This is a genomic window from Kitasatospora sp. NPDC029367 (assembly GCF_055569135.1).
This window is the reverse complement of record NZ_JBVHYH010000102.1, coordinates 1,259-14,294: the sequence shown is the minus strand read 5'-3', so window position 1 is coordinate 14,294 and position 13,036 is coordinate 1,259. Positions and strand designations below refer to the sequence as shown.

General features: G+C 72.6%; 11 protein-coding genes. 5 read left to right on the top strand and 6 right to left on the bottom strand.

Annotated elements, in window-relative coordinates; genetic code table 11:
- Window positions 1-100: 100 nt before the first annotated feature.
- The 4 genes from ACZ4W5_RS35010 to ACZ4W5_RS34995 all read right to left on the bottom strand — a co-directional run bounded on the left by ACZ4W5_RS35010 (window position 101) and on the right by ACZ4W5_RS34995 (window position 3,564).
- Window positions 101-784: a response regulator gene (locus tag ACZ4W5_RS35010; protein WP_465659108.1), complete on the bottom strand. Its 684-nt coding sequence runs from the start codon at window positions 782-784 to the stop codon at window positions 101-103.
- Window positions 781-2,010, bottom strand: coding sequence for a sensor histidine kinase (locus ACZ4W5_RS35005; RefSeq protein WP_465659107.1), 1,230 nt, complete (start codon window positions 2,008-2,010; stop codon window positions 781-783). Before ACZ4W5_RS35005 ends, ACZ4W5_RS35010 begins: the two co-directional genes overlap by 4 nt.
- Window positions 2,011-2,042: 32 nt before the next feature.
- On the bottom strand, window positions 2,043-2,777 hold the full coding sequence (locus tag ACZ4W5_RS35000; protein ID WP_465659106.1) for a hypothetical protein: 735 nt from the start codon (window positions 2,775-2,777) through the stop codon (window positions 2,043-2,045).
- A 205-nt stretch (window positions 2,778-2,982) separates the two neighbouring features.
- Entirely contained in the window at window positions 2,983-3,564 is a 582-nt protein-coding gene (locus ACZ4W5_RS34995) for a TetR/AcrR family transcriptional regulator (protein ID WP_465659104.1), read from the bottom strand.
- Window positions 3,565-3,635: 71 nt separating this feature from the next.
- On the opposite strand from ACZ4W5_RS34995, the gene ACZ4W5_RS34990 reads away from it, so the two are divergent.
- The 3 genes from ACZ4W5_RS34990 to ACZ4W5_RS34980 all read left to right on the top strand — a co-directional run bounded on the left by ACZ4W5_RS34990 (window position 3,636) and on the right by ACZ4W5_RS34980 (window position 7,492).
- On the top strand, window positions 3,636-4,121 hold the full coding sequence (locus tag ACZ4W5_RS34990) for an FBP domain-containing protein (RefSeq protein WP_465659103.1): 486 nt from the start codon (window positions 3,636-3,638) through the stop codon (window positions 4,119-4,121).
- Between the two features lie 98 nt (window positions 4,122-4,219).
- Complete coding sequence (locus tag ACZ4W5_RS34985) at window positions 4,220-4,882, top strand: hypothetical protein (RefSeq protein ID WP_465659101.1); 663 nt, start codon at window positions 4,220-4,222, stop codon at window positions 4,880-4,882.
- A 27-nt stretch (window positions 4,883-4,909) separates the two neighbouring features.
- Complete coding sequence (locus ACZ4W5_RS34980) at window positions 4,910-7,492, top strand: SMI1/KNR4 family protein (RefSeq protein WP_465659099.1); 2,583 nt, start codon at window positions 4,910-4,912, stop codon at window positions 7,490-7,492.
- Window positions 7,493-7,507: 15 nt separating this feature from the next.
- Here ACZ4W5_RS34980 and ACZ4W5_RS34975 read toward each other — a convergent pair whose 3' ends face one another.
- Window positions 7,508-8,428: an alpha/beta hydrolase gene (locus ACZ4W5_RS34975; RefSeq protein ID WP_465659098.1), complete on the bottom strand. Its 921-nt coding sequence runs from the start codon at window positions 8,426-8,428 to the stop codon at window positions 7,508-7,510.
- 338 nt (window positions 8,429-8,766) lie between these two features.
- Here ACZ4W5_RS34975 and ACZ4W5_RS34970 point away from each other — a divergent pair, with 338 nt between their 5' ends.
- On the top strand, window positions 8,767-10,293 hold the full coding sequence (locus tag ACZ4W5_RS34970) for an FMN-binding glutamate synthase family protein (RefSeq protein WP_465659096.1): 1,527 nt from the start codon (window positions 8,767-8,769) through the stop codon (window positions 10,291-10,293).
- 103 nt (window positions 10,294-10,396) lie between these two features.
- Here ACZ4W5_RS34970 and galT read toward each other — a convergent pair whose 3' ends face one another.
- A complete protein-coding gene (gene galT, locus ACZ4W5_RS34965) occupies window positions 10,397-11,500 on the bottom strand; it encodes a galactose-1-phosphate uridylyltransferase (RefSeq protein ID WP_465659094.1) in 1,104 nt (367 codons plus the stop codon).
- 254 nt (window positions 11,501-11,754) lie between these two features.
- Between galT and galK the strand changes: the two genes are divergently transcribed.
- Entirely contained in the window at window positions 11,755-12,897 is a 1,143-nt protein-coding gene (gene galK, locus ACZ4W5_RS34960) for a galactokinase (protein WP_465659093.1), read from the top strand.
- The last annotated feature ends 139 nt before the right edge of the window (window positions 12,898-13,036 follow it).

The window sequence follows — 13,036 nt, the reverse complement described above, 5'->3', positions numbered from 1 at the left end:
CCAACGGAGCCGGGCCCCACCTGGACAACCAGGCGGGGCCCGGCTCCCGCGTTTTTGCGCGGGCCCCGGGCCAAGTCCCCTCGCTCACCGATCTTGCTCATCAATCGGTCGATTGATGAGCGACGCTGACGAGCCCTGACTCGTAGGCGCTGATCACCAGCTGCGCGCGGTCCCGCGCACGCAGCTTTCGCAGCAGCCGACCGATGTAGGTCTTGACGGTGCCGTTGCTGAGGTGGAGGTACTCGGAGATGTCGGCATTGGAGAGGCCACGCGCCACAAGCACGAGGACCTCGCGCTCGCGCTCCGTGAGGTCCTCGAGCGAGGAGCCCGGCGCATGGCGCGCATGGGGAAGACGGGCGAACTCGGCGATCAGGCGTCGGGTCACCGAAGGGGCGAGAAGGGACTCGCCGGCGGCGACAGTGCGGATGCCCGCCAGCAGCACCTCGGGAGCTGTGTCCTTGAGGAGGAATCCCGCCGCCCCGGCACGCAGCGCGCCGTACACGTACTCGTCGAGGTCGAAGGTGGTGAGGATGAGAACGCGTGTCCTGGCTGTCTCGGGAGATCCGGCTATGCGCCGTGTCGCCTCGATGCCGTCCATGCCGGGCATCCTGATGTCCATCAGCACCACGTCCGGGCAGAGCCGCTGTGCGCTCTCGACGGCTTCGGCCCCGGTGCCGGCCTCGCCCACCGCCGTCAGCCCGGGAGCGGTGTCGATGAGCACCCGGAAGCTGCCTCGGAGCAGGGACTGGTCGTCGGCGACGAGTACCCGGATGGGTTCGGTCATGCGGTCCTCGCCTTCCGGCTCGCGGCCGTGCTGTGAGCGGGATCGGGCGGGAGACGAGCCGACACGGCGAACCCGCCACCGGGCCGTGGCCCGGCGGCCAACGTCCCGCCGTACATCATCACGCGTTCGCGCATCCCCACGAGTCCGTGGCCACCAGTGAGTTCGGCCCGATTGGATGCGGCCGCGTTCCCGGCTCCGTCATCCACCACCTCGATTCCCACTTCTCCTCGCGGGTCGACTGTGATCGTCACCTGGCAGTGCGTTCCGTCGCCGGCGTGTTTGACCACGTTCGTCAGTGCCTCCTGCACGATCCGGTAGACGGCCAGCGCCGTCCCCGCGGGGAGGCCGACGGCCGACCGGGTATGGAGTTCGGCGCGAACTCCGGCCCGCTCGGCACGCTGGATGAGGGTCGGCAGGTCGTCCAGCCCGGGAGGGGGAGCCGTCTCCGCCGAGCCCGGCTCTCGCATGGGCCGTCCAGCAGTGTCGCCGCGCAGCATTCCCAGGGCACGGCGCATCTCGGTGAGCGCCTCCCGGCCGGTCTGCTCGATCGCCCGGATGGCATCGTGCGTCTCCTGGGGGCGTGCCTCGGCCACATGGTTGGCCACCGCTGCTTTGACGACGATCACGCTGAGGCTGTGCGAGACGATGTCGTGCAACTCTCTGGCGATGCGCAGGCGTTCTTCGGCCTGTGCCTCCTCTGCAAGGCGACGCTCCCTCCGCGCCGCTCGGGATCTCCGCTCGCGTACGACACGGCCCGCGGCCCACGCTGCCCCGATGACCAGCCAGACGAGGGCGGCGGTGCCGGCGGCTTCCGTCCACGGGCCGGAGGGCGTCAGGACCGCTTCACCGGTGATGACGGCGGCTGCCGAGACAACCAGGGTCAGGGCGAGCGCCGCCGAAGCCCGGCGTGTCGGCTCGATGAGCGCCACCGCGTAGAGGGCCAGGGCCACAGAGGCGTACGGGTCACGGGTGATGTCCAGCAGTGTCGCCGTCGCCGAAGCACCCAGAACCATGGCCAGGACGGGCAGCGGCCACCGGCGCCGAACGGCCAGCGGCATTCCGACAAGGACGGCCACCAGCCGGCCCAGCCACCACGGACCGGAGAACCGAGGCAGACCGTCTGTGGCACCCTGGTCGGCCAGTGCCACGTAACCGGCTGTCACGACGGCCGCCACGCAGGCGTCGATCGCCAGCAGATGCGCGCCGGTCCGCAGGTGCTGCCCCATTCTGTGCACCGCTCGACGATACCGTCGGCCGCTCATCCGGCCTGCCCGAAGAGGAACATCGCGGTTCCCACGGCGCCCACCAGGAGAAGCCTTCCGGCGACCGTGGCCGCCCGTGGGGTCGGCCCGTCGTGCAACGCGGCCACACCCAAGGGAACGAGCGCGATGCACAGTCCCGCGGTGGCGGCGAACGACAGCGGGGTGGTTCCCTTCAGCACGCCCAGCGGCATCGCCGATGCCAAGGCCAGGGCCGCTGCACGCAGCGGTCCCAGCACTCGGGAGCGGTAGGCGCCGATGGCCAGCAGGAGCCAGCCGCCCATGACGGCCGCGTTGAGTGTGCTGAAGACGTGGAACGCGCTGTAGGTCTCGCTCACCGTTCGCGTCGCCGATGCCGCCCCCTGGACGGCCACCAACTGGAAGGCCAGGTGGTCCACACCGGCGTGGAACGTGCGGGCGAAGAGGCCGAGGACCGTGAGTGCGCCGCCCCACAGCGCGAGTTCCCGGAACCTCTCGCCGATCCTGGCGGCGAGAAGCACGACTCCCGGCCAGAGCAGCACCCACCCGGCGGACACAAAGCTGTACGAGGCCGTCATGAGGGCCGGATGGTGCCCGTACGCACTCAGTTGCGCGGGGAAGAAGAAGTCGAAGCGCACGCGCAGCAGTACGCCGGTGAACAGCAGCAGAGGGCCGAGGACAAGGGAGGCGCCGCCCACCCAGCGTCCCGGAAAGACAGGATCAGGAACGGCGGTTGCCGCAGTCGTGTTGGTCATGGGGCAACGATGCTGCCGCCGCACGAACCGCGTCGTCGGAGCACGGACCACACTTTCGGATCGGACCGTGGTCGTACCGCTTGCCCGTTGTCCGCTTCCGGTCCGAATTCTCGGACCGGACACCAAGCTGCTCGGCTCACCTGCGCTCGGCCGACCGGTGCTCGTCGACGTCCGCCGGCGCCCGAGGGCCTGCGTCAGGCCTGGGTCAGGCCTGGGTCAGGCCCTTCGGCCAGTTGCGCAGGAGGGCGTCGAGGGCGTCCAGGATGCGGGACCAGGTGTCCTCGGTGGTGCGCGGGGTGTGCTGGAAGCTCCCGGCCCGCTCCAGGGCGACGTAGCCGTGGAAGGTGCTGCCGAGCAGACGGACGGCGTCGGTCTCGTCGGGCTCCGCGAGGTCGTAGCCGCGCAGGATCGCGCGGGTCATCTGCGAGTGCCGGACGGCGGCGCTGCCGAGCGCCGCCTCGTAGTCGAGTTCGAGCTGTGCGGCGGCCCAGCGGCCGGGGTGTTCGCGGGCGTAGTCGCGGTAGGCGTTGGCGAAGGCGGCCAGGGCGTCCTTGCCGGCGCGCCCGGCCAGGGCCGCGGCGACCCGGTCGGCGAGTTCTTCCAGGGCGAGCAGGGCGATCCTGGTCTTGAGGTCCTGGGAGTTCTTGACGTGCGAGTACAGGCTCGCGTCCTTGACGCCGAAGCGCCGTGCGAGCGCCGAGACCGTGACCTTGTCGAAGCCGACTTCGTCGGCCAGTTCCGCCCCCGCCCGGGTGAGTCGTTCCGCGTTCAGTCCTACGCGTGCCATCTGCTGTCCTTCCATCGCCTGGGGCCATTATACGTTTGCCTAATCCTCCTAGGTAATTTACTTTGGCTCCTATGAAGCCACTGACCGAAGAAGAGATCCGTTCCGCCTTCGTGAACTGCAGCAAGGGCGAGGCGAAGCGTCTGCACATTCCCCGCGACCTGTCCGAACTGGCCTGGGACGACCTGGACTTCCTCGGCTGGCGCGACCCGCAGGCACCCGACCGCGCCTACCTCGCGGCCGAGCTGGACGGCCGGACGGTGGCGGTCGCGCTGCGCTCCTCCGGCGCCGCATCCTGGCAGGCCCGGCGCAGCATCTGCTCGCTCTGCGTGACCACCCATACCGGGGGCGTCTCGCTGCTGGTCGCACCGCTGGCCGGGAAGGCCGGCAAACAGGGCAACTCCGTCGGCGCGTACATGTGCACCGACCTCGCCTGCTCGCTCTACGTGCGCGGCAAGCGGGACGTCGGGGCCCGGCTCCACGAGTCGCTCACCGTGGAGGAGAAGATCCGGCGCACCGTGGCCAACCTCGCCGCGTTCGTCACCAAGGTCACCGCGTGACCGGGGGCGGGGGCCCGGTCACGGGGCGGAGGGTGCAGGTCCTAGCCTGAGCACGCACCTGCGTCCCCGATTCGCACCAGCCGGAGGTCGAGACCACCGTGAACCCTTTCCTGCGCAGAGCGATAGCCGCCCCGTTCCTCGCACTCGCCGTCGCGGGCTGCTCGGCGGGCGGCTCGTCGGGCGGCTCCGGGGCTGCGGCCGGGGCGTCCGCGCCCGCCGCGAGCGCCTCCACCACCCCGGCTGCCCCGACCGGTGTGCCGACGCAGGCCCCGGCGTCCACGCCCACCCCGACGGCGGGTGCGACGGCGGGTGCTACGGCAGCCGCGGACGGGCCGGCCCGGGTGCTGGCGGCGTGGCTGGCGGACGTCTACCGAGGGGACGTCGACCAGGCGTGGGCGCTCACCCAGCTGCCCCCGTCCGCGGGTGGCTCCGCCCCGCAGCAGGACCAGAAGGCGGCGTTCGCGCGGGTGGTGAACTCCCTGCACAAGAACTTCGTCCAGGCCGTTCACACCCCGGACTTCCGGGTCACCCACGAAGTCCCGAGCGCCGGCGGCCAGAGCGTGGTCACCGACGCGGACGTGACCGTGGACGGGCACACCCTGCGGCAGGCGATCCTGAGCACCGCGCAGGGCTCGGGCCAGGTGCAACTCGCCCTCACGTTCACCCTCGGCCAGGTCAAGGGCGAATGGCGGCTGGTGAACCTCGGCATGGACGTCGACGCGTCCGTCTCGGCCACCGGCACGGCCGCGGCCGGCGGCTGATCGTCGGCAGCGGCTAGGGTGTGCCGGGTGCAGCCGACGTTCGTTGATTTCGAGGTGACTCCGCCCCACGACCACGGCGTGCGGGCCGAGTTGACCGGTACCGAGTTCGGTGGGGACCACCATCTGGTGCGGCCGGGCGGCCGGGTCGACCTGATCGGGTTCGCCGCGACCGCACGGCCCGGCACCGATCTGACGGTGACCGTACGCGGGTGTGCCGAGCCGACCGCCCGGAACGTGCCGGTGCTGGTCAGCGTCAACGGCGAGCAGGTCACCGTGCTGCACGCGGCGCCCGGGCCCGACGGACCGGTCGAGTCGCGCATCACGGTGCCGTCGGCGCTGTTCTCCCGCGGTGCGGACGACGGGTTGTCGCTGCGCGTCGCACCGGGCGCGGACGGGGCGTTCCGGCTCTGCCACGTCCTGGTCGATCCGGCGGACGAGGAAGGGCGGTCCGAGCGGACCAGGCGCGAGATCGCCGAGGGGGGAAGCCTGTGGCCCTACCTCACCCGCACCGGTGCCCCGGGCGCCGAGGACGGCGAAGGCACCCTCTGGCTCCAACTGGGGGGCACCGGCCGGGCCGCGCTGGCCGCGCTCGGCTGGCGGATGCGGGACGGAGAGCGCGCGAGCGTGGCCTTCGACGCCGCGCAGCGGTCGTTCGTGGGACGGCGGATCTCCGGACGGGACGAGCTGCCGGCCTCCTATCGCGGCGAGGTCGTGGGCATCCGCCGGATGCCGCGTCAGCTGCCGCGGCCGCACCGCACGGTCGTGTTCGACACCCAACTCCGCCGCGACGGCGACTGGCGGGATGCCGTACCGCTCACCGTCCACCTGGACCTGGACGACGGCCACGTGCCGCTGGCCGAACTGGAGTGGACCGACCAGAGCGGGGCGCGCACGGGGATCGCCCTCACCCCGGACGGCCGCGGGTTCTTCGGCCACCACCAGCCGGCGGGGCGCGAACCCGTGGCGTACCGGGGCCGGATACGCGGCTCCGCCGACCTGCCGTTCCCGTTCGAGACGGTGCCGGCTCCGCCCTCGCAGCCGCCCGGGCCGGAGGTCGAACGTTTCGCCACCTGCCCCGCGAAGGCCCTGTCGGGAGGTTCCCTCGAAGCGGACGCGGTGATCGCGGCGGCGCGCCGGTCGCTGGCGGGGGCGAATCCGACGACGGCGACCGGGCAGCGGCGGACGACGGGCACCGCGCTGCGGCACCTGCTGCTCGCGCACGGGTTCGCCACCCGTCCCGAGGTCGCCCGCGCGATCGTAGAGCTGGTGCCGGAGCAGGCTCCGCTCGCCGTCGGGCAGCTGGCCCGGTTCCTGGACGATCCGGCGAACGATCCGAGTGCCCGGCCCGGCAGCTATCCGGAGCAGGCCCCCGACGACCACGAACTGCTGTGCACGGCGCTCGCGTTGGCGACCCTCGACGGTTCGTACGTGGACACGGCGGTACAGCTGTATCGCGAGGCGGGCCCGTACACGGCCGCGGTGCTCGGCGCCGATCTCGGAATGCTCGGGCCCTCGCAACGGCAGTTGGCGAGCGAGCGCCTGAGGAACCTCGCGGCGAGCACACGAGCTGCCCAGGTGGCCACACCGGTGGTGCGCGCGCTGGTGCGGCTCGGCCAGTTCGAGCTCGTGCTCGGCGCGATGAGGGATTTCACGGACCGCGGCATCTTCCTGTCGCACGTGGTACGGCCCCTGTCCGAGGCGGATCCCGCGGTGCTGCCCGCACTGGTGGACAGCGCGTTGCGCGCGTTGGCCGCCGACCCCGGCAGCCTGCTGCACCTGGCCGTCCGAGGTGACGACGGACCGGTGGCGGACGTCGTCTCCGAAGTGCTCGCCTGCGGAGCGGCGTACCGGGACCGGGTCACCGGGATCCTGTGGGAGCTGGTGCGATCCGTCGACTTCACCGCGGACGTGCGGTGGCGTGCGGCCCATCGGCTCGGACTGATCGCCTCCTCGGAACGCGAAGACGCCGTACGGGCGCTGGAGGAGGACGGTGTCCGCGATCCCGAAGCGCCACGGCCGCAGCGGCCGGCCGGCACCGAGGAGGAGTTGGCCGCCGCATTCGAGGCCGCCACGGCGGTGTGGCAGCGGATCGAGCGCGAGCTGGCACGGCGGTTCCCGAGCTTTCCCGTGACCTTGGGTGCTCCGGCGACCCGCGAGGAGATCAGCGCGTGCGAGCAGGCGCTCGGCTGCCCGTTGCCGGTCGAATTCGCGGCCTCCTGCCTGGTCCATCGCAGCATCGCCTTCGGCGATCTCGTGACGGGAATGCCGAACCAGCAGGACGTGGCCCAACTGGCCGACTATCGCGGGTACCTGGGACGCGAGTGGAGCAGCGACAGGACCGACGCCGCGGACGCCCTGTTCCACGGCGAATACGGCTGGCGGGACGGCTGGGTCCCCCTCGAATCCGACGAACCGCACAACGGTGCAGCCCTGGACCTCGATCCGGCACCGGCCGGGCGGTACGGACAGATCCTCTCGATGGACCACGGCATGCCGCAGGACGTGTCCGCCGCCGGCTGGTTCGACCTGCTGGAGCGCTTCGCGGCCAACCTCGAGCAGGATCGGTACCTCCTCCACAAGGACGGCTACCTCGACCTCACGCACGGCTGAACACACGCCGAGCAGTCAGCCGAGGCCGGTCCCGAGTGCGGCGAGGGAGTCGTCCAGTGCCCTCGCCGCGGCGGGCACGTGCGGGGCGAGGGTGCAGAAGGCGTGGACCAGGTCCTCGTGGTTGCGGTGTTCGACCGGGACGCCGGCTGCGCGGAGCAGCTGGGCGTAGCGGATGCCTTCGTCGCGGATGACGTCGCCCTGGACGGTGGCGATGTAGGCGGGCGGCAGGCCGGCGTGGCTCCGGGCGTAGGCGGGTGCGGCGCCGCAGGTCCTGGGGTCGCGCCCGCCCAGGTACCAGCCGGCGGCCAGTTCGACGGCGCGGCGGGGCAGGACGGGGGCGTCGGCGTTCTCCGCCTCCGAGGGCAGGCTGGGGTCGATGTGGGTGCACGGGTACCACAACAGCTGGAAGCGCAGCGGTGGCCCGCCGGCGTCGCGGGCCCGCAGGGCGACCGCCGCGGCCAGGTTGCCGCCGGCCGAGTCGCCGGCCACGGCGATGCGCTCCGGGTCGGCTCCGAGTTCGCGGGCGTGGGCGGCGGTCCAGCGCAGCACGGTGAACGCGTCCTCCACCGCCGCCGGGTACGGGTCTTCGGGGGCGAGACGGTAGTCGACGGAGACCACGACCGCGCCGGTTCGGTGGGCGATGGTGCGGGCGACGTTGTCGTGGGTGTCGAGGTCGCCCATGACGAACCCGCCCCCGTGGTAGTACACGACCACCGGCAGACCGGCCGCGTCGGCCCGGGGCCAGTAGACGCGCACGCCCACCCCGTCGACTCGGCGGTCCTCGATGCGCGGCAGTTCGACGACGCGCGGCTGCGCGGCTGCGTTCGCGATGTTGGCGCGGCGCAGCTCCTCCAGCGGGACCGTGTCGAAGTCGGTCACCGGCATTCCGTCGAGCAGTTTCCGCAGAGTCGGGTCCAGTGGCACGGCGTCGCTCACTTCTCTCACCTTGGCGGGCGGCTTCCCGCGCACTGCCGGGAACGACGCTGCCGGCCGGGCGCCGGGCCGCTCGCCGATCACCCTAGAAGCCAGCAGGGGCGAAACCGGTGGACCGGCGTCGGCGGGGCGCGGCTCCCTGACGCGAGGGCGCGGGTGCGCGCCGGCCCCGGCGCGAACGCGCCCCCTGCCCGCAGGGCGCTCGGGGAAACCTCCTACGATCACATCGGATCCCCCGGCGGACGCCCACGCCTCCCGGCTGCGCGCCCGCCGCCCCATGCCCGGCACCACAGGACGGCTCCACCGACGGCGATGGAGTCGTGCACCGAGGAGGAACCTCCATGCAAGCCCGGAAGATCGGCGCGGCCGCCGCGACAGCGGTGGCGCTTCTGGCTGCCCGCGACCTCATCCAGAAGAAGCACGCGCTGCTCCGGAACTTCCCGGTGCTCGGGCACGCCCGGTACCTGCTGGAGACGATCGGTCCCGAGCTGCGGCAGTACATCGTGACCTCCAACGAGGAGGAGCGTCCGTTCAGCCGCGACCAGCGCACCTGGATCTACGCCTCGGCGAAGGAGCAGAACAACTACTTCGGCTTCGGCACCGAGGTCGACGTCGAGCACGTCCAGGGCCACGCCTACGTCAAGCAGCGCACCTTCGCCGGCGCCCTGCCGGACACCCACGACCCGCAGTCCCCGCTGCCCTCGGCCAAGGTGCTCGGCGGGCCGCGCGGCCGCGCCAAGGCGTTCCGCCCGGCGAGCGTGGTGAACATCTCGGCGATGAGCTTCGGCTCGCTCTCCGGCGCCGCCATCAGCGCCCTCAACAAGGGCGCGGCGGAGGCCGGCACCATGCACAACACCGGTGAGGGCGGCCTCTCGCCGTACCACCGCCAGGGCGGCGACCTCGTCCTCCAGCTCGGCACCGCCTACTTCGGCTGCCGCAACGAGGACGGCACCTTCAACCTCGACAAGCTCAAGGACGTCGTCGCCGGCGCCCCGGTCAAGGCGATAGAGATCAAGCTCTCCCAGGGCGCCAAGCCCGGGCTGGGCGGCATGCTGCCGGGCGCCAAGGTCACCCCGGAGATCGCCGCGATCCGCGGCATCCCGGTCGGCCAGGACTGCGCCTCGCCGTCCCGGCACACCGCGTTCGGCGACGTCGACTCGATGCTGGACTTCGTCGAGCTGATCGCCGCCGAGACCGGTCTGCCGGTCGGCATCAAGAGCGCGGTCGGCGACCTGGGCTTCTGGCAGGAGCTCGCCGGGCTGATGGAGCGCGGCGACCGCGGGGTCGACTTCGTGACCGTCGACGGCGGCGAGGGCGGCACCGGCGCCGCGCCCCGGATGTTCGCCGACTCGGTGTCCCTCCCGTTCCGGATGGGCTTCTCCCGGGTGTACGGCACCTTCGCCGAACTCGGCCTGACCGACGACCTCACCTTCATCGGCTCCGGCAAGCTCGGCCTGCCCGAGAACGCCGCGGTGGCCTTCGCCCTCGGCGCCGACATGATCAACGTGGCCCGCGAGGCCATGCTGTCGATCGGCTGCATCCAGGCCCAGAAGTGCCACACCGACAAGTGCCCCACCGGCATCGCCACCCAGAACCCCTGGCTGGCCCGCGGCCTGGACCCGGCCTCCAAGTCCACCCGCGCCGCCGTCTACCTGCGCACCCTGCGCAAGGAGCTGCTCAAGGTCTCCTCCGCCGTCGGCGTCGCCCACCCGGGCCTGATCACCGCGAACGACATCGAGATCATGAACGGCGACTACGAGGCCCGCACCCTCGGCGGCGTCTACGGCTACAAGGACGGCTGGGGCGAGCTCGGCCCCGAGCTGGCGGCCGAGATCACCGCCCTGGTCACCGCGAAGCCGGCCGGCTGACCGGACCCGGCCCACGACACCAGCACGGCGGCCTCCCACCCCCACCGGGGCGGGAGGCCGCCGTCGTCTCCGGGGCCGGTTCAGGCGGGCGCGGCGGCCCGGCTCAGGCAGGCGCGGCGGCCCGCAGCCGCTCGGCGGCGCTCTCCGGGCTGACGTCGGTGACGAAGGCGTCCAGCCCGGACTCCACCCCGGCCAGGAACTTGAGCTTGCCGGGCGCCCGCCGGACGGTGAACAGCTCCAGGTGGAGGGCGAGTTCGGCGCCCCCCTCCACGGGAGCCTGGTGCCAGGCCGCGATGTACGGGGTGCGGTTGCGGGCCGCGCCGGGCCCGGCGGGGAACAGGGCGTCGAAGCGGCGCAGCAGGTCCAGGTAGAGCCCGGGGAACTCGGCGCGCTCGGCCTCGTCGAGCGCGGTCAGGTCGGGGACCCTCCGGTTCGGGTAGAGGTGGACCTCGTAGGGCCAGCGGGCGGCGAACGGCACGAAGGCCGTCCAGTGCTCGCCCCGGAGGACCAGCCGCTCGGGGGATTCGCGTTCGACGGCGAGCAGGTCCTCGAAGAGGTTGCGGCCGGTGCGGGCCCGGTGCGCCTCGGCCCGGGCGATCATCCGGGCGGTGCGGGAGGGGACGAACGGGAAGGCGTAGATCTGCCCGTGCGGGTGGGCGAGGGTGACCCCGATCTCCTCGCCGCGGTTCTCGAAGCAGTACACCTGCCGTACGCCGGGCAGGGCGGACAGCTCCGCCGTCCGGTCGGTCCAGGCGTCCAGGACGAGGCGGGCCCGGGCTTCGTCGAGGTCGGCGAAGGAGGCGTCGTGGTCGGAGGTGAAGCAGACCACCTCGCAGCGGCCGTCGCCCGGCCGGAGGGTGTGCAGGGGTTCGTCCCGGGGGGCGACGTGGTCGGCGGCGCCGGTGGCGAGCGAGGGGAAGCGGTTCTCGAACACCGCGACCTCGTAGTCCGGCGCCGGGATCTCGCTGAGCCGTCCGTCGCGCGAGGGGCAGAGCGGGCACTCGCCGGCCGGCGGGTGGTAGGTGCGCTGCTGGCGGTGCGCGGCCACCGTCACCCACTCGCCGAGCACCGGGTCGAGCCGGGTCTCGGAGAGGCTCGCGGCCGGTTCGAGCGGCCGCTCGTCCGGGACCTCGCGGAGCGCGCCCGGCCCCTGGTCGAAGTAGACCAGTTCGCGGCCGTCGGCCAGCTTGGTGGCGGTTCTGTGCACCGCTGTACTCCTTACGCGTGGGGCGTCGGCCCGGCACTTGCGAGCTTCAACAGATTCAAACAGAGACGATCGCTTGTCAACAAGCATCGACGCTGGTGGCGGCTGCTTCCAGCCGTCGGCCCGACCCGAATGAACACGGTCATCGCAGATGTTGACCGCGGGGGCAGTCATGTTTGATTATGTCGGAATTCGCTCCCGCGTGCCGGTGCAGGCCGACGGCGGGACCACCGCGCACGCCAGGCATGGAGCTGCAGATGATCGACGAGGCCACCGAGTTCGAGGCCGTCCACGGCGTCCGCCCGAGCGGCGTCTGGGCCGCACCCGGCCGGGTGAACCTGATCGGTGAGCACACCGACTACAACCACGGCTTCGTCCTGCCCATCGCCCTCCCCCACACCACCCGGGTGAGCGCCCGCCGCCGCGAGGACGGCCGACTGCGGCTGTTCAGCTCCCAGGGCGGCGGCACGATCACCGAACTCGCCCTGGACGGCCTGGCACCCGGCGTGGTCACCAGCTGGGCCGCCTACCCGGCCGGTGTGTTCTGGGCGCTCGCCGAGGCCGGGCACACCGTCGGCGGGGCCGACCTGTTCGTCGACAGCGACGTGCCGAGCGGAGCCGGCCTCTCCTCCTCCGCCGCCCTGGAGTGCGCGACGGCCGCCGCCCTGAACGACCTGTACGACCTCGGGCTGAGCGCCCCGGAGCTCGCCGTGCTCGCCCAGCGGGCGGAGAACGCCTTCGTCGGCGTGCCCTGCGGCGTGATGGACCAGATGGCCTCCTCCTGCTGCACGGCCGGCACCGCGCTGTTCCTGGACGCCCGGACGCTGGAGCAGCGGCACGTCCCGTTCGACCTGGCGGCGGCCGACCTGCGGCTGCTGGTGATCGACACCCGGGTCAAGCACGACCTCGGCGACGGCGCCTACGCGGCCCTGCGGGCCGGCTGCGAGCGCGCCGCCGAGCTGCTCGGCCTGCCCGCGCTGCGCGACCTCGCGGCCGCCGACCTCGGCCCGGCCCTGGACCGGCTGCCCGGTGAACTCCGGCCGCTGGTACGGCACGTGGTGACAGAGAACGGGCGCGTGCTGGAGGCCGTCGACCACCTGGTCCGCGGCGACCTCGCGGCGCTCGGACCGGTCCTGACGGCCGGCCACACCTCGCTGCGCGACGACTTCCGGGTCTCCTGCGCCGAGACGGACCTCGCGGTCGAGGCCGCCCTCGCCGCCGGCGCGCTGGGCGCCCGGATGACCGGCGGCGGGTTCGGCGGCTCCGTCATCGCCCTGGTCGGCGCCGAGCAGGTGGCCGAGGTCTCGACCGCCGTGACGGCGGCCTTCCACGCCGCAAGCTTCGCCGCCCCGGTCGCCTTCACCGCCGTTCCCTCGGCGGGCGCCCGCAAGGTGGGCTGAGCACCCGGTGGGGCCGCCCTTCCGTTTGGGGCCCCGCAAGGGGGATCCCCCCAAAGAAGGGGGAGGGGGCGGGTGGTGGGGGCAACCAAAAGGTTTCCACCACCCCAGCTGGAAAACCGCGGGGGGGAGAGGGGCGGGG